The sequence below is a fragment of the Planctomycetota bacterium genome (assembly GCA_035574235.1).
GTDB lineage: Bacteria > Planctomycetota > MHYJ01 > MHYJ01 > JACPRB01 > DATLZA01.
On sequence record DATLZA010000078.1, the window covers coordinates 14,846 to 33,031 of the forward strand.

Annotated in this window: 18 protein-coding genes; 9 read left to right on the top strand and 9 right to left on the bottom strand. The window is 65.7% G+C overall.

Annotation, left to right across the window (positions count from 1 at the left end; all coding sequences use genetic code 11):
* The first annotated feature begins 3 nt into the window (after nucleotides 1-3).
* Nucleotides 4-2,643: a cation-translocating P-type ATPase gene (locus tag VNO22_06690; GenBank protein ID HXG61038.1), complete on the top strand. Its 2,640-nt coding sequence runs from the start codon at nucleotides 4-6 to the stop codon at nucleotides 2,641-2,643.
* 372 nt (nucleotides 2,644-3,015) lie between these two features.
* Here VNO22_06690 and VNO22_06695 read toward each other — a convergent pair whose 3' ends face one another.
* On the bottom strand, nucleotides 3,016-3,186 hold the full coding sequence (locus VNO22_06695; GenBank protein ID HXG61039.1) for a hypothetical protein: 171 nt from the start codon (nucleotides 3,184-3,186) through the stop codon (nucleotides 3,016-3,018).
* Nucleotides 3,187-3,765: 579 nt separating this feature from the next.
* Between VNO22_06695 and VNO22_06700 the strand changes: the two genes are divergently transcribed.
* The 7 genes from VNO22_06700 to VNO22_06730 all read left to right on the top strand — a co-directional run bounded on the left by VNO22_06700 (nucleotide 3,766) and on the right by VNO22_06730 (nucleotide 10,012).
* Nucleotides 3,766-5,097: a porin gene (locus VNO22_06700; GenBank protein ID HXG61040.1), complete on the top strand. Its 1,332-nt coding sequence runs from the start codon at nucleotides 3,766-3,768 to the stop codon at nucleotides 5,095-5,097.
* Nucleotides 5,098-5,107: 10 nt separating this feature from the next.
* The gene (locus VNO22_06705) at nucleotides 5,108-5,620 is read left to right on the top strand and encodes a hypothetical protein (protein HXG61041.1); all 513 of its coding nucleotides are present in this window, start codon (nucleotides 5,108-5,110) and stop codon (nucleotides 5,618-5,620) included.
* A gap of 6 nt (nucleotides 5,621-5,626) precedes the next feature.
* Nucleotides 5,627-5,998, top strand: coding sequence for a hypothetical protein (locus VNO22_06710; protein ID HXG61042.1), 372 nt, complete (start codon nucleotides 5,627-5,629; stop codon nucleotides 5,996-5,998).
* 427 nt (nucleotides 5,999-6,425) lie between these two features.
* Complete coding sequence (locus VNO22_06715; GenBank protein ID HXG61043.1) at nucleotides 6,426-7,352, top strand: ABC transporter ATP-binding protein; 927 nt, start codon at nucleotides 6,426-6,428, stop codon at nucleotides 7,350-7,352.
* Nucleotides 7,339-8,325: a hypothetical protein gene (locus VNO22_06720; protein HXG61044.1), complete on the top strand. Its 987-nt coding sequence runs from the start codon at nucleotides 7,339-7,341 to the stop codon at nucleotides 8,323-8,325. The genes VNO22_06715 and VNO22_06720 overlap by 14 nt, the downstream gene beginning before the upstream one ends.
* Entirely contained in the window at nucleotides 8,325-9,254 is a 930-nt protein-coding gene (locus VNO22_06725) for an ABC transporter ATP-binding protein (GenBank protein ID HXG61045.1), read from the top strand. Before VNO22_06720 ends, VNO22_06725 begins: the two co-directional genes overlap by 1 nt.
* Nucleotides 9,254-10,012: an ABC transporter permease subunit gene (locus tag VNO22_06730; GenBank protein HXG61046.1), complete on the top strand. Its 759-nt coding sequence runs from the start codon at nucleotides 9,254-9,256 to the stop codon at nucleotides 10,010-10,012. Before VNO22_06725 ends, VNO22_06730 begins: the two co-directional genes overlap by 1 nt.
* On the opposite strand, the gene VNO22_06735 is transcribed toward VNO22_06730, so the two are convergent.
* Nucleotides 9,996-11,126, bottom strand: coding sequence for an AAA family ATPase (locus VNO22_06735; GenBank protein ID HXG61047.1), 1,131 nt, complete (start codon nucleotides 11,124-11,126; stop codon nucleotides 9,996-9,998). The two genes, VNO22_06730 and VNO22_06735, sit on opposite strands and share 17 nt — an antisense overlap.
* 161 nt (nucleotides 11,127-11,287) lie before the next feature.
* Here VNO22_06735 and VNO22_06740 point away from each other — a divergent pair, with 161 nt between their 5' ends.
* Complete coding sequence (locus tag VNO22_06740; GenBank protein HXG61048.1) at nucleotides 11,288-12,358, top strand: glycosyltransferase family 4 protein; 1,071 nt, start codon at nucleotides 11,288-11,290, stop codon at nucleotides 12,356-12,358.
* 25 nt (nucleotides 12,359-12,383) lie between these two features.
* Here VNO22_06740 and mqnC read toward each other — a convergent pair whose 3' ends face one another.
* The 7 genes from mqnC to VNO22_06775 all read right to left on the bottom strand — a co-directional run bounded on the left by mqnC (nucleotide 12,384) and on the right by VNO22_06775 (nucleotide 18,123).
* Nucleotides 12,384-13,469, bottom strand: coding sequence for a cyclic dehypoxanthinyl futalosine synthase (gene mqnC / locus VNO22_06745; GenBank protein HXG61049.1), 1,086 nt, complete (start codon nucleotides 13,467-13,469; stop codon nucleotides 12,384-12,386).
* Nucleotides 13,450-14,190, bottom strand: coding sequence for a menaquinone biosynthesis protein (locus tag VNO22_06750; protein HXG61050.1), 741 nt, complete (start codon nucleotides 14,188-14,190; stop codon nucleotides 13,450-13,452). Before VNO22_06750 ends, mqnC begins: the two co-directional genes overlap by 20 nt.
* Complete coding sequence (locus VNO22_06755; GenBank protein HXG61051.1) at nucleotides 14,187-14,876, bottom strand: tetratricopeptide repeat protein; 690 nt, start codon at nucleotides 14,874-14,876, stop codon at nucleotides 14,187-14,189. The genes VNO22_06750 and VNO22_06755 overlap by 4 nt, the downstream gene beginning before the upstream one ends.
* The gene (locus VNO22_06760; protein ID HXG61052.1) at nucleotides 14,876-15,778 is read right to left on the bottom strand and encodes a PTS sugar transporter subunit IIA; all 903 of its coding nucleotides are present in this window, start codon (nucleotides 15,776-15,778) and stop codon (nucleotides 14,876-14,878) included. The genes VNO22_06755 and VNO22_06760 overlap by 1 nt, the downstream gene beginning before the upstream one ends.
* A 75-nt stretch (nucleotides 15,779-15,853) precedes the next feature.
* Nucleotides 15,854-16,684 (bottom strand): ABC transporter permease, encoded by an 831-nt coding sequence (locus VNO22_06765; protein ID HXG61053.1) that lies wholly within the window; start codon nucleotides 16,682-16,684, stop codon nucleotides 15,854-15,856.
* Between the two features lie 7 nt (nucleotides 16,685-16,691).
* Complete coding sequence (locus VNO22_06770) at nucleotides 16,692-17,591, bottom strand: ABC transporter ATP-binding protein (protein ID HXG61054.1); 900 nt, start codon at nucleotides 17,589-17,591, stop codon at nucleotides 16,692-16,694.
* 64 nt (nucleotides 17,592-17,655) lie between these two features.
* Nucleotides 17,656-18,123, bottom strand: a complete 468-nt coding sequence (locus VNO22_06775) for a hypothetical protein (GenBank protein ID HXG61055.1) — start codon at nucleotides 18,121-18,123, stop codon at nucleotides 17,656-17,658.
* Between the last annotated feature and the right edge of the window lie 63 nt (nucleotides 18,124-18,186).

The window sequence follows — 18,186 nt, forward strand, 5'->3', positions numbered from 1 at the left end:
ACCGTGAAAATCGAAACCCTTGCGCCCTCCGGGCTGGCGCCGGCCTGGCATGCTCTCCCCGTGGACGGCGTCAGGGCGCTGCTTAAGACCGATGCCCAGGAGGGGCTCTCACAAGCAGAAGCCCTTCGGAGGTCTTCCGAGTTCGGCCCCAATCGCCTTCCCTCGCCCCCCAGGCGAACGAATCTCCGGATGTTTCTCAGTCAATTTTCCAGTGTGCTCACGGGGATTCTGATGGGGGCCGCGACGCTTGCGGCCTTCCTAGGGGAGATCGCCGATTCGCTGACCATTGTGGCGATCCTCTTTCTGAACGCCCTCGTCGGTTTCCTTCAAGAGCGGCGAGCCGCCGACGCCCTCGCGGCCCTTCGAAAGATGACGGCTCCCCACGCACGGGTAAAGCGCGAGGGACAGATCGTCGTCATCCCCGCGGCGAACCTTGTGCCGGGGGACCTCGTGCTCCTTGAGGCGGGCGACCCGGTGCCCGCGGATCTGCGACTGGTCCACACTTCTGCACTTCGGACGGAAGAGGCCGCGCTCACGGGTGAATCGGAGCCCGTAGACAAGAATTCCGCGACGGTCCTTGACGGTTCCACCCCCCTGGCGGGACGGGCGAATATGGCCTACCTGGGAACACTCGTCGCCGCCGGGATGGGAACAGGATGGGTCGTAGCGACCGGGACCCGAACCGAGTTTGGAAAAATCGCGGAGCTCGTACGCGCCACAGAAGAGGACGAGACGCCCCTCCAAACACGTCTCCGGAGTTTTGGGAAGACCCTCGTGGGGGCGACCGGCGTCATAATCGTCCTGGTGTTCCTTCTCGGGCTTCTCAGGAACGTTCCCCTTCTTGAGATGGCGCTGACCTCCGTGAGCCTTGCCGTAGCCGCGGTTCCAGAGGGATTGCCCGCGGTCGTGACCATCGCGCTTGCCCTCGGCGTTCATCGCATGGCCCGCAAAGGGACCCTGATCCGAAGACTCTCTTCGGTGGAAACACTGGGCTGCACGACCGTCATCTGCTCGGACAAAACCGGAACTCTCACGGTCGGACGAATGACCGTTCGACGTGTGGAAACCCTGGAAGGAGGAATCGAGATCGACGAGGTCGCGCGCATGGAAGTGCCGGATCCCGTCTACCGTGTCCTCTGGGCCTCCGCGGCCTGTTGTACGGCACGCCTCGTGGAGCGGGACGGTTCGGTGCAGCTCGCGGGGGATCCGACGGAAGGAGCGATTCTCCTTGCGAGTCGGAAAGCAGGGATCACCGCCGAAGTCATCGATGCCCGCGAGCCCCTCATCTCCATTCGTCCCTTCGATGCCGAGCGCAAGCGGATGTCCTGCGTTCGCAAAGCAGGGGACAAGGACCGCTCTTATGTCAAAGGCGCTCCCGAGGTGATCCTCCCTCGATGCGCGTCGCTCCAGGAGGAGGGTACCCGAAATCGGGCGTTACGCCGGATGGACGAGATGGCCGGGGAAGGACTCCGGGTCTTGGCGGTGGCTGTGCGAGATGTCTCGGCCGGAGAGGATCCGGAGGACCGGCTGGTCTTTCTCGGGCTGGTGGGACTCCAGGATCCGCCGAGGCCCGAAGCGAAAAACGCCGTCGCGACGTGCCGGCGGGCGGGAATCCGGCCGGTCATGATCACGGGCGACAACCCTCGAACAGCCCTGGCCGTCGCGCGCGCCTTGGGAATCGCCGAGAAAGAGGAAGAAGTTCTGACCGGGCCGGCTCTCGGCTCCATGGATGACGATACGCTGGCCCGTCGCGTGGAGCAGATTTCGGTGTACGCCAGGGTAGACCCCGAACACAAACTGAGAATCGTCCGCGCGTGGAAAGCCCGAGGCGCCGTCGTGGCCATGACGGGAGATGGCGTCAACGACGCCCCCGCCCTCAAAGGCGCCGACATCGGGATCGCCATGGGCAAAACGGGCACCGAGGTGGCGAAAGACGCCTCCGCCATGGTGATTACCGACGACAATTTCGCATCGATCGTCTCGGCTGTGGAAGAGGGGCGCGCCATCTTCGAGAACATTCGAAAAACGCTTCTTTATCTTCTGAGCGGAAACACGGCTGAACTTTTGATCATGGGGATCGCCGTGATCGCGGGCTGGCCGCTTCCCCTCATGCCCATCCAGCTCCTCTGGGTCAATCTCGTCACGGATGGACTTCCCGCTCTGGCGCTGGTAACCGATCCTTCCGACAGAGATCTCCTTCGCCAGCGACCGCGGCCTCCAGGCCAGGAGATCGTGGATCGGAATTTTATTTCCTGGATGCTCATCGGTGGCCTCTTGATCGCCCTCTCCACGTTGGCCGGGTTCCTCTATGGACTCGAAATCGAGCATTCTCTCGAAAAGGCCCGTGCCTACGCCTTTTCGACGCTGGTGATGGGCGAGGTGCTCCGTGCGTTCGCTTCCCGAAGTCGAACTCGCATTCTTTGGGAGATCGGCCTGGGGTCCAACATGCGTTTGGTCGTCATCGCCGTGCTGACCCTCGGATTGCAGATCTACAGCCACCATTCCGGAATCCTGGAAGGATTTTTGAAGACCGGAGCGTTGACGTTCGGAGAATGCATGGGATCTCTTGCCCTGGCGGTGGTGCCCGTAACGGTACTCGAGGTGTGGAAACTCGCCCGGCGGCTCTTTATCGAGACGACGTGACGGTCGGGCACGCCCATTGAACGAAGCATTCTCCTTCGCGCTGTGGAATTATCCACCTTCTTACAGATTTTCCGGCGGGCAACGATCGCCCAGAAGGGGCTCTCCCAAGGGAATGTCCTGGAACACGTCGGAGTTTAAACGAGACGTTTCCGCTCCGATCCCGTCGGACCTGAGAACGAAAGGAAGCGCGCCGGAGCCAGCGGGGCGATCCTTCTTTTCAGGGCTATCTCATCCTTCCAACCGGATCGACGTTTTCACGCCCCCCCTTCCCACGTCGCAGGGGACTCCTTTGGGGTCCCGAGGCCTCAGGCCCGAAGGAGGACGTTTCGCCGTGCCCTCGCTTCCTCGCCGTTTCCTTCCAATGCCGTGGCGTCAGACGTTGGATCCCGGGACCTCCTGGAGCGCATCGATCTCCAAGTCCCGCGGGACCCCAAGTCGCTGGAGTCGCAGGCTTTCCTTCTCCAGCTCCCGCAGCCTCCGTCCCGTCTCCGTCTCCTTCAGGATCCGGACGATCGGCTCCTTCCCGAATCGCTCCCTCTTCATCGATCCTCCTTCCCCGATCAGAGGATCTTGAACACCGAAATTTCTCGCAGGCCCTGATTTTGGAAAGCGGGCCCGGCGTGCCCGGCTTGGTCAGAATTCCGCTGCCAGCCCCCCTCGACCGGACGTTTCGCGGGATTTCCCGGGTCTTCCCGGAAAAATACCGACTATGAACCTCCTCCCCCCCCCTCAAAAAGCCGCCCTACGACGTTGGCAACGCGCTTGCGTAATGCGTCTCGAAATGAGGCGGACACAAGAAACAACCGATTGCAGATGGACAGAAGAGTTCGGCCTTCGGAGACCCATCCGTGTCGTCGGATTTCGCCGCCGAACGACGCCGCGCCATACGATGCTTGCTGACGTACCGGATCGCTTTTCCGATCCCTGCGGTGACCTTTCGGCGTTCCGGCTCGTCGGTCTTGACGAGAAACGTTCTCTGGGGCAAGGCCCTCCTCATAACGACATCTCTGGCCCACGCGTCTTGGCCTGTGGAAAGAAGCATTTCCGTCTTCGTCGACGAGTCGATGTCAACGACGTTACCGCCGCACCGGACGAAATCCTGCAAGCGATGGAGGAAGCCGAATGAACGCGCTCATGGGGATTCTTCTCTTCCTTCAGTCGCAGGATGAATTCGAAAAGCTGAAGCGCGAGGTCGAAGAGTCCAGAAGGAAGCAGGAAGAGCTGGAAAAGCGGGTCGATTCTCTCCAGAAGGAGCAAAAAGAGTCGAAGAGCTTGCTTGACGAGATCGTCTCCCAGCGGAGGGAAAAAGAGCAGGAGGCCGAGACGATCTTCGACGAAGGTTTCTGGTTCGTGGGCAAAGACGACCGGCTCCGCATCGGCGGCTCCGGCCAACTGGACGGCCGATTCTTTTTGGAAGAAGAGGACGGTGACTCGAACTTCCTCATCCGTCGCGCGCGCCTCTTCGGAACCGGCGTCCTGGAGGAGAAGTGGGGCTACATGGTGATGGGACGATGGGACCAGCAGACTCCGAACCTGCACTTCGCGTGGCTGGAGTCGCTGCACCTTCCCTGCGCGCGGTTCCGCGTCGGACTCTTCAAGGAACCCTTCAGCATGGAAGGGCTCCACTCGGATCAGTATTGGGACTTCGCGGAACGATCTCTCGGCGTGGCGAACTTCCTTCAGCTTGAAGACATCGGGGCCATGCTCTACGGAAAGCTCTGGGAAGACCGGATCGAATACGGCGCGGGCGTCTTCAACGGTCGGGGTCGCAGCACCGAGAACAATCCCGACAAGGAATACGCCGGACGCCTTGTCTTGGCCCCCTTTCACAAAGGGATAAACCTCCTCGACAACCTGTACTTGGGGGTCTCCGCGTCAACCTCCGGTCAGGAAGAGACCCTCGGCGGTACAGGGTTCCAGACAGGAGCAGGGACGCGCTTCTGGACGTGGTCGAGCGGGCCGGCCGCGGCGGTGAACGACGACCGTGTCCGCTGGGGCGCGGATCTCGAATGGCTCTACGGCCCCGCCGCGATCCGCGCGGAATACATCCACGTCGACTGGGGGCAGGTGACCCGAGGAACCGTGAAAGAAGAGTTCACCGGCAGCGGCTGGTTCGTCGAAGGGGCCTGCGTGCTTTCGGGAGAGAATAAGCGCCGGAACCGGCCCGTCTTCCCGGCGCAGAACTTCGATCCCGCCAAGGGTACGTGGGGCGCTTGGGAAGCCGTCGCACGATATGAAGAATTCACGCTCGAAAAAGACGTCCTTCAGGCAGGCTTGGCGACGGGGACGGACAAAGCCAAGGGCTATACGATCGGGGTTAACCATTACCCCAACAAACACATGGCGGTCAAGATCCAATTGCAGCACCTGAGATTCGACGACGACATCACGGTCGGATCTCATCGGACCAACGACGAGGTCGTCCTCTTCGTGCGGTTTCAGTTTGAGTTCTAGGGAGGAAGATATGTCCATGTCGTGGCGGGAGTTCTGGACCGTCTTCCACGGGATGGTCGTGGGGGCGATCTACCTTCTGGCCTTCGCCGGCGGCTTGGCGGGACTTTGGAACCTGAAGAGGTGGCTCGTAACCGAGGCCGGCTTGGCCGAGCGCATGCGCCATCTCAAGATAGGGATGTGGGTTATGGCGATCGTCTGCTGGGCTACGGTCATCAGTGGCACCTACATCGTTTACCCATGGTACCGTGCGAATGCCCCCACGAGCCCGCGCTCGATGCTCCTGGCCCATCCGCAAAAGGCAGCCTGGCACACCTTCGCGATGGAATGGAAGGAGCACGTGGCGTGGGCCTCTCCGATCCTGGCCACCGCGGCGGCGGCCTTGGTCATGATGTACGGCATCGAGTTGGCCAATCGCCATGAGCTCCGGCGGGCGACCATGACCTTCTTCATCCTGGCCTTCGGCTCGGCCGCGGTCGCGGGCGTCTTCGGCGCGTTCATCAATAAAGTGGCCCCGATCCTTTGAGGTGACATGATGATCGAAACAGCTAAAGACGCAAAGGAAACACCCGTTGAGCCAAAGCTGAAACCGAGCGGTCCCGCGATGGCGGTCCTCCTCTCGGCGGCGATCGGCGTCTTTGTGAGCGGGCTGGCCACCGTCCTTGCGTCGGCGAGCACGGCGGTCAATGACGCGCTCAACTGGTGGAACCCGGCCGGCCCGCTCACAGGCAAAACAGGAGTGGGCGTCATCGCCTGGTTGGTCACATGGACGGCGGCTCACGCCCTGTGGCATGACAAAGAAATCGCTTTCAAGCGGGTGTGGATCGTCTCGCTCATCCTCATCTTCCTGGGGATGGTGATGATGTTTCCGCCCGTTTTCCAGACCTTCGAGGCGCACAAGTGAAAGGGGGGAGCGGTAGGTTTCTCAGGTTTCGTCGCCTTTGGACGCCGACTTAAACTACACTCGCCCCGTCGTCGAAGGGACTCCCTCGACTTCATAAGAAACCCTGCGATTCCCCTCGGTCTGGAGTGATCCCCCCTTTTCAGGCCCCCCCTCAGGCGATCCACCCCGTCCTGCGTGCGGTGGCGATCCTGGGTACCTGGCCGACGTGCCGCGCCCAATTCGGCTCGCGCGGCGGCCGGAAACCGGCGGAGGGCCGTCGCCCGGGGTTCGAGAATGTCCGCCGCGGAGGTCCCGGGGCAGAATCCCCCATCGGCTTGCCGTTCCAGGGGAGCAGCGGGTACACTTTTCCCCGTACGCTGCCGGCTCATCGACGGCACGAGGCGACCGTGAAGCGGCGGCCGGCGCCGGCGGCATGGCTGACCCACGCATGATCATCGAACTCGACGCCGTCACCAAGCACTACGGCGGGGTGCGGGCCCTGGACGGCCTGAGCGCCACGCTGTCCGAGGGCGTGATCGGACTTCTCGGCCCGAACGGCGCCGGGAAAAGCACGCTCCTCAAGGTGCTCCTGGGGCTCGTCCGCCTGAGTTCGGGCCGCGCGAGGGTCCTCGGCCTGGACGCGCGCCGCCACTCGCGCTCGATCCGCCGGCAGGTCGGCTACATGCCCGAGGACGATTGCACCATCGCCGGCCTGAGCGGCGTCCAGTCGGTCGCGTTCGCGGGGGAGCTGGCCGGCCTCCCGCCCCGCACGGCGCTCCGGCGGGCGCACGAGATGCTGGACTATGTGGGCGTCACCGAAGAGCGCTACCGCGAGGTCCAGACCTATTCCACCGGCATGAAGCAGCGCGTCAAGCTCGCCCAGGCCATCATCCATGCGCCGAGTCTCGTTTTTCTGGACGAGCCGACGAGCGGCCTCGACCCGCAGGGGCGGGAGCGGATGCTCGCGCTCATCCGGAGCCTCTTCGCCCGGAGCCGGGTGAGCGTGGTGGTTTCCACCCACATCCTCCAGGACGTGGAGGCGTGCTGCGATTCGGTGCTCATCCTCGCCAAGGGCCGCGCGCTCGTGAACGGACGCCTGGCGGACCTCCGGCAATCCGTGGATTCGAGCCTGTTCGTCCGCTTCGCCGGCGACGGATCGGCCTTCGCCAAGGCCCTTCAAGGGCTCGGCTGCGCCGCCGAACCGGCGGGACCCGAGGAGCTGCGCGTGAGCGGAGACCCTCAAGGATTGCCCGAGCGGATCTTCCGGGCGGCGCGGGAGAGCCGGGCGGTCGTTCGGCAGCTCGCGGCCGGCCGGACGTCGCTCGAAGAAATTTTTCTCAAGGCCGTGACGGGGGACCGCGATGCCCATCTATGACCTGGGCTACCGGCCCTGGACGGGGCGGCTCACCCCCGCGTGGTCCCGCTGGTGGGCGATTTCCCGCTCCGGGATCGGCCTGGCCTTCCGGAGCAAGATCCTGCGCCGGTGCCTCTTCCTGGCGATCGCGCCCCTCCTGTACTTCGGGCCTCTCTTCTTCGCGATCGGCTCGCTCACGGATCCGGACTCCGGCTGGGGAAACATGGTGCGCCGCTTCCTGGGAGGGGGGCTGACGGAGCGGCTCGTCGAAGACCCGGCTTCGGTCCGGCCGCAGGTCTGGTCGGCGATCTTCGCCTATTACTTCATGTACTTCCAGAGCTCGCTGACGTTTCTCGTCCTGGCCATCGTGGGACCCCCGCTCATTTCGCAGGACGTCCGGAGCAAAGCCTTCCTTCTCTACTTTTCCAAGCCGATCACACGGATGGAATATCTGCTCGGGAAGGGAGGAACCGCGCTCTTTTACGTGCTCCTCGTCACGCTCGTTCCGGGCCTGGTGCTTTATGTCCTGAGCGTCGCTTTCTCGCCCTCCTTGAGCGTCGTCGCGGACACGGCGGCCACGATACCCCGAATCCTCGCCGCCTCCGCGGTCCTCGCCGTGCCCGCGACGCTCGTGGTCCTGGCTCTCTCGTCGCTCACGGACAATCCCCGCTTCGCGACGTTCGGCTGGATCGCCCTGTGCCTTCTGGGACCCGTCTTCGTCTTCACCCTCGAGCACGTTCCGGAGCTCCGGGGATCCTCCTGGCTCTTTTTCCTCTCGCTCCACGAAGCCGCTTTCGTCGTCGTGGGAGCCCTGTTCGACGTCGAGGGGATCGTGCGGCTGGCGAAGGAACTCCATGCGCCGGATCTTTACGAGGTCCTCGACCTGCTCCATTCGCCCTATTCGCCCGCGACGGCGGCCGTTTATCTGGCCGGAGTCTGCGGGCTCGCGGTCGCGGTCGTCTACCGGCGCATCTCCGCGCCCCTGAGGGTCTGATGCCGAACGTCGTCGAAGCCCGGTCCCTGACCAAGCTCTATGGCACCGTCCTGGGCGTCAACGACGTGACGCTGGAGCTTCCCTCCGGCGTGCACGGTCTCCTGGGCCCGAACGGGGCCGGAAAGTCCACGCTGCTCAAGCTCGTCACCGGCCAGCTCCGGCCCACGGAAGGGGAGATCCGGGTCTTCGGCGAACGGCCGTGGGGCCATCCGGCCCTCTTCCGGAGAGTGGGGTTCTGCCCCGAGCAGGACGCCTTTTACGATTTCCTCACGGGGCTGGAGTTCGTGACCTTGCTCGCCCGGGCCTCCGGGGTGGGCGGCCCGGCGGCGCGGCGCCGCGCGGAGGAGGCCTTGGAACGCGCCGGCGCGGCCGAGTACATGAACCGGAAGATCGCCACGTACTCCAAGGGGATGCGCCAGCGGACCAAGGTGGCCCAGGCCCTGGTTCACGATCCGGAGCTCATCATTCTCGATGAGCCGCTCACGGGCACGGATCCCATCGGGCGCCACGACCTCATGGAGCTCGTGCGCCGTCTCGGAGGCGAGGGGAAGAGCATTCTCATTTCGAGCCATGTGCTCCACGAAGTCCAGGCGATGACGGAAAACTTCGTCCTCATCTACGGGGGGCGGGTCCTGGCCTCCGGAAACGTTCACGACATCCGCGGCCTCATGAACGAGTACCCGCACCGGATCACGCTTCGGTGCGAGGACGCGCGGGCGGCGGGGCATGTGCTTCTGCGCGACCTGCCCGTTCTGGGCGTGGAACTGGATCCCGGGACCGGCACGGTCTCGATCCGGACCCACGATCCGAAAGCGTTCTATGAAGGCCTGGCGGCCGTGGTGCTGGAAGGCGGGATCAAGGTGAAGGAGGTCGTGTCGCAGGACGACAACCTCGACGCGGTCTTCCATTATCTGGTGACGAGGGACTGATGGGCGCGATGGCGTGGCTTCAGTTCCGGCAGATCCTGGCGGGCCGGAAGGTCTGGCTCGTGGTCTTTTTGCTCGCGCTTCCCGTGGGGCTGACCGGCTTGATCGTCTCGGTCGGAGGATGGAGCGACCTGCCCGAGGAGGAGATCCTCCAGGCCGTGTATCTCTTCGTTCTTTATCCGCAGTCGATCTGCCTCCTTTTGGCCCTCCTTTACGGGACCTCGGTGCTCAACGAGGAACTCGAGGGGAAGACCGTGACGTACCTGTTCACCCGGCCGCTGGAGCGGTGGAGGATTCTGGTGGGAAAATACGCCGCGGTCGTCGCGTGCCTGGCGGTCCCGGCGCTGGGAAGCCTGGGGATCTCCTGGTGGCTCATGGGCTCGCCGGGGGGAGCGTCTTATATCCTGGGCTTCGCGCTGGCGGTGCTGGGGGCGCTGGCGGCCTATACGGCGATCTTCACGGCGTTCGGGGTCCTCTTCCGGACGAGAACGCTCGTCATCGGACTTCTTTACGCCATCACGATCGAGTTCGTGCTCTCGTTCGTGCCCGCGGTGGTGAGCTCGCTCTCGGCGGCTTATTACCTGCGCTCGGTCGTCGTCCGCGTCGCACGCCTCGAGCTGCCGAAGGAGCTCCTGCCCTTCGTGGGGGAGTCCTCCCTCCTGGGGGCGGCTCTCCTCCTTGGGGCGATTACCGCGGGAGGGCTCGGCCTCGCGTCGTTCGTCTGCCGCCGGCGCGAGTACGTGGTCACGGAACAGCTCTAGCGGCGGCGAAACCGCGCACCGCCGGGGATCGCGGCGCCGTTCCGATCCCTCCCTCCCCCCGCAGGAGCGCGTACAATTCGGCCACCGTCGGCCGCCCGGAAACGGCCGCGTCCTTCACCCCCCGCGCCCGCAGCCACTCCGCCGCCGCCTCCGGCGTAAAGGCCTCGAACTCCACCCGCGCCAGACACCGCCCCGGCCGCAGAAACGCCGGATCGATCCGGTCCACCTCCTCGTTGAACGTCAGAACGAAGATGTCCTGCCGCCCCTGCCCGATCAGACCGTCCGTCATGTTGAGCAGCTTCCCCACCTTGTCGAAATGCGACGCGCGACTTTCCTGAAGCACCAGATCCGCCGAGTCCTCCAGAACGAACAGGCGGCGTTCCCCTTCGCTCTCCTCCGAGGGCTCCTCGTCCCCGTCGTCCGAGCCGTCCCCGGCCAGGTGGTGGTAGTAGTCCGGCTGCGCCGCCAGGTTCTCCGGATCGGTCACGACCGTGAATCGAAAGCGGTTCCGCCAGTGCATCATGAGCGCCCGCAGCGCGAACGTCTTACCCGTCCCCGGAGGTCCGTGCCAGATGAGAAGCTTCCCCCGCGCCCAGGGTTCCTCCAGGGCGAGAACCCGGTCGAGCGCGGCCTGCACCCCCGCGGGATAATTCCCGCGGATCTCCTCCCACACGGGGCACCGCAGAAAGACCGTCCTCCGGCAGACCACGCCCTGTTCCCGATGAGAAAACTCGGCCCACACGCCCCGCGGATCCCGATTCCGCTGGCGCCACGGCTCCAGTCTCCGCCGAAGATCCTCCAGAATCTCCGGCGCCTCCAGCGACGCCGCAAAGACATGGACCGAAAGGTCCTCGCCGCGGATCCGGAACCACGCCACCTGGTCCGGCTTGCGGAAAATCGCCGAGTACCCGTACCGGCCCTCCTCCCGCCAGCAGACCTCATAGTCCGAAAGGATTGACCGGATCGTGGACCAGCCGGCCTCCGGCATCACCTCCACCCTCATCCAGGTGGACGATCGCGGGCGAAAACCCTCCAGCGCCGCCAACCTCCCCCTCCATGCGAGCTGATCGGGCTCCGAACTGACATCCAGGACGATCCTCTCCTCGGCCGCCATGAATACCCTCCCTTCGTTCCCGTCCAGCCCCTCATACGCGACGGCGGTGTCGGAATAGGTCGCCGAGAGGGAAAACGTTTTTTCCCCGGTCCCGCCGAAGACTCCGGCGCCCACTCCGGCCTTTTCCGCGCCCGAGCGGCGGATATAATCCACTCCGCTCCATGCGCGTTCTTCACCTGTTCGGCGACTGGAAATGGACCGGCCCCTCGGAGCCCACGCTCGATCTGTGCCTCGAGCTGCGCGCGCTCGGGGTGCGTGCCGACCTGGCCTGCCAGGAAGCTCCTCCCGAAGCGCGCGGGAGCCTCCCGGAGCGCGCCCGGGAGCGGGGCCTCGAGCCCCTGCACGTGGCTCCTCTGCGCCGTTCGCTCTTCGGAGCGCTTCGGGACGTAGGCCCGGTGGCGGAGGCGCTGCGCGGCTACGATCTCCTTCACGTCCATTTCTCCCACGACCATTTCGTGGGCGGCCGGGCCGCCCGCCGCGAAGGCCGCGTCCGCGTCCTGCGCACCAACCACAAGGCCGTCCCGACGCCCGTGCACCTCGGGACGCGCTACCTCTACCGCCGCCTGACGGACGGATACCTGACCTTCTCGCAGGCGGCCCTCGAGGCGGACACCGCCGCCTTCGGCGTGCGCGGCTGGCGCGTGGACCCGGGAATGCGCCTGGAGCGCTTCCAGCCCCGCGAGGTCCCCCACGAGGGGTTCGTCGTCGGCGTCGTCGCCCGCATCCAGCGCCACCGGCGGTTCGACGCGCTCCTGGCCGGCGTGGCCCGGGCGCGCGTGCCCGACCTGCGCGTCGTCGTCGTGGGCCGCGGGACCCGGATGCGGGAACTGGCCGTCGAGCCCGCGCGCCGCATGGGCCTTTCGAACGTCCTCTTCACGGGCTATCTCGGCGACCGGTATCTCGAGACGCTGGCGGGGTTCGACGCCCTTCTTTTTCTCGTGCCCGGCTCGGACGGCACCTGCCGCGCGGTGCGCGAGGCGATGGCGATGGGCAAGGCGGTCATCGGCGCCCGCCGGGGGATGATCCCGGAGCTCGTGGACGACGGCGTGACGGGTCTCGTGATCGACGACACGCCGGACGGGATCGCCCGGGCGATCGAGCGCCTGGCGGCGGACCGGGAGCTTTGCCGGGCGATGGGGCGCGCGGGGCGGGAAAAGGCGCTGCGGCTCTACGACATCCGGCGTCAGGCCCAGGCCGTGCGGGAGATTTACCGGCAGATGCTGGCGCGGTGAGCGCCCGGGAAGAGACCGGATCCCCCTACGACTCGAGGATCCGGTAGTACATGTTGCGGCGGCGGGGGACGAATCCGAGGTCCTCGATGACGCGGCGGATGGCCGCTTCCGTCATCCGGAAGGTGGCCCCCGCCTGACTGACCACGTTCTCTTCGAGCATCGTGGAACCCATGTCGTTGGCTCCGAAAAGGAGCGCCATCTGGCCGACCTTCTCGCCCTGGGTCACCCACGAAGACTGGATGTTGGGGATGTTGTCGAGGTACATCCGCGAAACGGCCAGCGTCTTGAGGTACTCGTGTCCGCCGGTCCTGGGGGCGCCAGCCATCTCGGTGTTGTCCGGCTGGAGGCTCCAGCAGATGAAGGCCGTGTAGCCCCCTCCGTTCCCCCGGGCGATCGCCCGATCCTGCTGCTCGCGGAGCTTGCGCAGGTGCTCCACGCGGTCCGCATAGGTCTCCACGTGCCCGTACATCATCGTGCAGGTGGTCTTCATCCCGAGCGCGTGCGCCTCTTCCATGACCTCGAGCCAGGCGTCGGACCGGATCTTGAGAGGGCTGATCTGTTCCCGCACGCGGTCCACGAGAATTTCGGCGCCGCCCCCCGGAATCGAATCCAGGCCCGCCGCCCGCAGCCGCACAAGCACCTCCCGCACGGGCATTTTATTGAGCGTGGCGAAATGCTGGATCTCCGGGGGCGAGAAACCGTGGACATGGATGTCGAAGGACTTCATGAAGCGCAGAAGGTCCTCGTACCAGTCGAGCTTGAGATACGGATGGTGACCGCCCTGAAGGAGAATCTGGACGCCCCCCAGCGCCTTCGTCTCGCGGATCTTCTGCGCCAGAACCTCGCGGGACAGGGTGTACTCCTCGGGGTGGCCGGGCGGACGGTAGAAAGCGCAGAACTTGCAGTACGTGATGCACGTGTTCGTGTAGTTGATGTTGCGATCCACGATGTAGGTGCAGACGGGGTCCGGGTGGAGCCTCCGGCGCACGGCGTGGGCGCCTTCGCCCAGCTCGGGGAGCGTCGCCCGCTCGAAGAGAAGGAGCGCCTCCTCGTCGGCGAGCCTTTCGCCGGCGCGGGCCTTTTCGATGACGTCACGAACACTCGTGGACATAGCGCGCAAAGAGCCGCAGCCCCGCCCGCTCCTGGGGCCCCAGGTCGTACGTGAGGCACTCCGTCAGGTAGGCGCGGCAGAACCGGGCCGACAGTCCCAGGCGTCGCGCCTCGCGACGGGCGATCGCCTCGATCCGTTCCTGTCCCCGCTCCTTGGCCGCGCGCAGCCACCGGCCGTACTCGCGGGCCCGGGGATCTCCGGGGCGATGGGCCCAGAGGGCGTAGACGAACGGACGTCCCGTGAAGGCCTTCCACTCGGTCCCGAGATCCAGGAACGGAACGCGCCGCGGGCGGAACGAAGTATCGCCGATCGTTACCGCCGCGTCAACGTCCGCGAACGACAGCCGCCCCCGCGAAGGGTCGCGCGTCACGTAGCGCGGCCGCAACCCGTAGCGGCGCTCCAGGATGATGCGGGCCAGCATGTTGGAGGTGCGGGAATTGCGGTCGAGCGCCACGCGGCGGACGTCGTGAACCTCCACGGCGTGATAGAGCCGCACGCTGTCGGTCTTCCCGGGCGAGGCGACCGCGATGCCGGGGACGTACGCCCAGCCGCGCCGGATCACCTCGACGGCCGGCACGAGGGCCACATCGAGCTCGCCCCGCGCCAGAAGATCGGCCAGCTCGGCCGGAGGCCGGAGCATGACCCCTTCGAGCCCTTCGATCAGGGGGCGGGAGTTGAGGTAGACCACGCACCCCACGCGGAAGGGAGGCCGTCCGATCATGCCCCCTCCCGTGCGCCCGGGGGCGGCTCCATGAGGCGGGTCTTGGCGTTCTCGTCGTCGGCCGGCCGCGGGGGCGACGCTCCGGGGGAGGCCTCCTGGGACATCCGCCGCCGGAGCATGGCGATCCGGGCGCGCGTCTCGGCGGCCCGTTCGTGGCCCGGGTTGGCGGCCAGGAACTTCTCCAGTCCCTCCGCCGCCGCCTCGAACTTCTTCATCGTGAAGCGCGCCTGCGCCAGTTCGGTGGCGTACTCGAAGTCCTTGGGATCGAGCTCCGCCGCGCGGGCCAACGCCTCCTCCGCCTGGGGGTACATGCCGATCTCGAAATAGGTGATCCCGAGATTGTAGAAGTAGTGGGCCTGGGTGGGGTCGATTTCCCCGGCCATCTTGAAGACCATGGCGGCGTAATCGAGGAGCCCCTTGCGGCGGTAAAGCTCGCCGACGTTGTTGAACGCCTTGTGGTACGTGGGGGCCAGGTCGATGCACTTGCGGTAGGCCTCGATGGCCGGATCGAGCTGCCCCTGCTCCGCGTAGGCCATCCCGAGGTAGGCCCAGGCGCGGTAGAACTTGGGATCGGCCTCGGTGGCGCGCTTGAAGCACTCAACTGCCTGGGCCAGCTCGCCCTTGCGGAAGTGCTCCGCGCCGGCGTTATAGAACCGGACGGAGGGCGATTCCTTGGCCTCCCCCATCAGCGGCCCCCCGCGATCCGCTTGAGGATCTCGCCGGTGCTCACGTGGCCCACGAGCCGGCGGCCGCGCAGCACGTACGCCCCGCGGGCCCCGGCGTGGCAGAGTTTCACGGCCATCTCCACAAGCGGCTCGTCCTCCTGGACCGTCCGAAAGCCGTTGGAGGCGATCACCCCCAGGCTCTCGATCGGCTGATCGGCGTGGGAGCGCAGCACCGCGTCGATCGGCTCGGCGGGGCGCAGGGACGCCGTCTGCGACAGCCGCAGGAGGTGTTCCCGGACCCCGAGACCCAGGAGCGACGACGCCGTCAGCTCCCCCAGCAGGTTTCCCTCGGCGTCCACCACGGGAACCGCGTCCAGGCGGTTGGCCGCCAGGATTTCGAGCGCCTTGGCGAGCGACGTCTGCGGCGTCACCGCGGGGATCGGATGAGCGCCCGGGGGGGACGCCGGACGGCCCGAAAGCTGGTCCACCAGACCCACGAACTCCTCGCCCGTGCGCGCCTGAACGGCCTTCTGGAGGTTCTCCTCCACGCTGAAGAGGTTGAGGAACTGGGCCAGGGTGTGCAGGTACAGGTTCGAGTGCTTCCGCGGGATGGCGAAAAGGACGATCAGGCGAATAGGGTTGCCGTCGGGGGCCTTAAAGTCGATGCCCTGGGGAGCGGTTCCCACCGCGATGCGGAAATCGGTCACCTTTTCGGTCCGAGCGTGGGGAAAGGCGCTCCCCTTGGCCATCGAGAAGGGCCCCAGCTTCTCGCGGTCGGCCAGGGCCGTCCGAAGCTCCGCGGCGCTCACCCCGGGGGTGGCCTGGGCCATGACCTCGATGACTTCGTTGAGCGCTTCCTCCTTTGTCCGGGCGGCCAGGCCGCATTTGACCAGACGGGGATTCAGCAGCGATGCAAGCTTCATGTGCGTGGGAGTGGATTATAGGAGTTCCGGGGACCCCCTTCAAGGGCGCCCCCCGGCGCGCCGGCGGGAACCGGCTTAGGCATGAATATTCCTCGACCGGAAGATCCCGAACGCCAACGGGATGAACCCCGCCATGTAGGCGGCCGGCACGGTCACGTAGAGAAGGCCCCGATCCACGTCGGGATTCCAGCTTGTCCGGGACCCTTCCGCGTAGAGGCGCAATTTTTCGAGCGCGTAGGGGGCGTAGTAGAGGAAAACCTTCCGCTGGGTGCGCTCGCTCATCATGCCGGTCACCACGTCCCCGAAGAGATAAAGAACCAGCGCGATGGCCACCGCGTAGCCGGACGACTCCGTCCAGGTGGACACCCAAAGCCCCAGGAATCCCGCCGCCAGAAAGGGAAGGAAGCTCACGAGCACCGCTTTGCGCGCGTGGGCGAGAATCTCGGCCGCGTCCCGGTGCACGATGTACTGGCTGTCGTCCCAGACGGGACCGAGATTCCCGCGGATCAGGGCATAGAAGGCGCTCACGTAGAAAACGAAGAGGTAGAGCATCGCCCCGAGGAGGACCACGACCAGGCACTTGGCGGCGAAGAAATCGGTCCGCGTGACGGGGCGCGTGAGGAGGTTCTTGATGGTTCCCCGGTCGAACTCTCCGGCGAACATCATGCTCGAGAAGATCAGAAGCACGAAGGTTGCGATCTTGAGCCCGAACGTGAAGCCGTAGGCGAAAAGCTGCACCGCGTGAAAGGATCTCCAGAGGGTTTCCCGCTGGCCCAGGAAGACCGGCTGGAAGATCTCGGCCAGGACCGTGGCCGCTCCCAGGACTCCGAGCGAAAGATAGAGAAACGGCTGGGCGAAGAGCTTCATGAACTCCGCCGCCGCCAGTCGCCCGATCCGCTCCATCATGGCGGGCCTAGTGCGAAAGAAAAAACTCCTCGAGGGTCTGCCGCACGGGGCTGAGCTCCCGAACGGCCGCTCCCGCCCGCACGAGAAGGGCGTTGACCTCCGCGAAGCGGGACGGGTCGCACTTGATCCTCAGTCCGCCGGCCTCGTCCGGACGGATTTCCTCGATCCAGGGCTCGCGCCGGAGCGCCTCCAGGGCGCGGTCCGCCGGCTCCGCCTCCACCCGCACGCCGCTGACCGTGCGGGCCAGGATCCGCGACACCGTGTCCTCGAGGATGAGCCGGCCCTCCTTGAGGATGCCCACCCGGTTGCAGGTGATCTCGACTTCGTGGAGCAGGTGGCTGGAGATGAGGAAGGTCACCCCTTCCCGCCGGTTCATCTCCCGGATCACGTGGCGGATGTGGTTGATGCCGTGAGGGTCCAGGCCGTTGGTGGGCTCATCGAGGAGGACCAGGCGGGGCCGTCCCAGAAGCGCCATGGCGATGCCGAGGCGCTGCCGCATGCCCTGGGAGTAGGTGCGGACCTTGTCGTGCATCCGGTCCCGAAGGCCCACGATCTCGAGCACCTCCTCGATCCGGGAGCGGGGGATCCCGCCGGCCACTTTCCGGAGGATCTCGAGATTGGCGGCCGCCGAAAGATAGGGATAGGCGGCCGGAAGCTCGATGAGCGCGCCCACCTGGCGCATGATCTCGATGAAATGTTCGCGGACGTCCATCCCGAAGAAGCTCACCCGTCCGGCCGTCGGGCGGACGAGGCGGAGCATCATTCTCAGGGTCGTGGTCTTTCCGGCCCCGTTGAGGCCCAGGAATCCGTAGATGTCCCCCTCGTGGACCTCGAGGGTGAGGTCCTGGACGGCCCGGAAGCGGCCGAAATGCTTGGTCAGACCCTCGGTCTTGAGGATCGCCGCCATAGGCGCGAACGAGTGTATCAAGGAGAGCGCGGCGGAGGGGAGAGAAAAGGATGCCGCGGAGAGCCTACTCGCCCTCCCCGGCGATCAGGCGGACGTAGTGGTCGCGCTTCTTCTCCCAGACGAAGAGGAGCTGGTAGAGGCGCCATTCGCGCCACTGACCCGCGTAGCTCGTGGCCCACCGCCGGGCGATCTCCTCGCGGCGCTCGGGAGGAACCGGGCCCCGACAGCGCTCCCCCTCGTACCAGACTTCCTTTTCGATTTCGTGGCGCTGCTCTTCGATGTCCCGGCGGGGGTTGCAGGAGCCCCGGCGCCGGAGGGTGGAGCGGACGCAGAAATCGATGAGCTCGCGGTCGGTGAGCTCCCCCCTCATATAGCGCCGCCGCGCAACCTCCAGGCCTGCGGCGCGGCCCTCCCGGACGACCTTGCGGATCTCCGGAAGGTTGTCGCGGATGAAGCGGTCGAGATCCCCCTCCAGCTCCTTGAGCTTTCCCTTGTTCCAGAGCTCTTCCAGGGACTCGAGCACAGTACCCATAGAATATCGACTTCCTCTATTATATAAGACGCCCGAGACTCGTAAAGGTTCGGCCGTTCCGGC

Bases quoted from the DNA above. Each gene is read 5' to 3' on its own strand.
- VNO22_06695 (HXG61039.1), bottom strand. From the start codon at position 3,186: ATGAAGAGGGAGCGATTCGGGAAGGAGCCGATCGTCCGGATCCTGAAG.
- VNO22_06700 (HXG61040.1), top strand. From the start codon at position 3,766: ATGAACGCGCTCATGGGGATTCTTCTCTTCCTTCAGTCGCAGGATGAA.
- VNO22_06705 (HXG61041.1), top strand. From the start codon at position 5,108: ATGTCCATGTCGTGGCGGGAGTTCTGGACCGTCTTCCACGGGATGGTC.
- VNO22_06710 (HXG61042.1), top strand. From the start codon at position 5,627: ATGATGATCGAAACAGCTAAAGACGCAAAGGAAACACCCGTTGAGCCA.
- VNO22_06715 (HXG61043.1), top strand. From the start codon at position 6,426: ATGATCATCGAACTCGACGCCGTCACCAAGCACTACGGCGGGGTGCGG.
- VNO22_06720 (HXG61044.1), top strand. From the start codon at position 7,339: ATGCCCATCTATGACCTGGGCTACCGGCCCTGGACGGGGCGGCTCACC.
- VNO22_06725 (HXG61045.1), top strand. From the start codon at position 8,325: ATGCCGAACGTCGTCGAAGCCCGGTCCCTGACCAAGCTCTATGGCACC.
- VNO22_06730 (HXG61046.1), top strand. From the start codon at position 9,254: ATGGGCGCGATGGCGTGGCTTCAGTTCCGGCAGATCCTGGCGGGCCGG.
- VNO22_06735 (HXG61047.1), bottom strand. From the start codon at position 11,126: ATGGCGGCCGAGGAGAGGATCGTCCTGGATGTCAGTTCGGAGCCCGAT.
- VNO22_06740 (HXG61048.1), top strand. From the start codon at position 11,288: ATGCGCGTTCTTCACCTGTTCGGCGACTGGAAATGGACCGGCCCCTCG.
- mqnC (HXG61049.1), bottom strand. From the start codon at position 13,469: ATGTCCACGAGTGTTCGTGACGTCATCGAAAAGGCCCGCGCCGGCGAA.
- VNO22_06750 (HXG61050.1), bottom strand. From the start codon at position 14,190: ATGATCGGACGGCCTCCCTTCCGCGTGGGGTGCGTGGTCTACCTCAAC.
- VNO22_06755 (HXG61051.1), bottom strand. From the start codon at position 14,876: ATGGGGGAGGCCAAGGAATCGCCCTCCGTCCGGTTCTATAACGCCGGC.
- VNO22_06760 (HXG61052.1), bottom strand. From the start codon at position 15,778: ATGAAGCTTGCATCGCTGCTGAATCCCCGTCTGGTCAAATGCGGCCTG.
- VNO22_06765 (HXG61053.1), bottom strand. From the start codon at position 16,684: ATGATGGAGCGGATCGGGCGACTGGCGGCGGCGGAGTTCATGAAGCTC.
- VNO22_06770 (HXG61054.1), bottom strand. From the start codon at position 17,591: ATGGCGGCGATCCTCAAGACCGAGGGTCTGACCAAGCATTTCGGCCGC.
- VNO22_06775 (HXG61055.1), bottom strand. From the start codon at position 18,123: ATGGGTACTGTGCTCGAGTCCCTGGAAGAGCTCTGGAACAAGGGAAAG.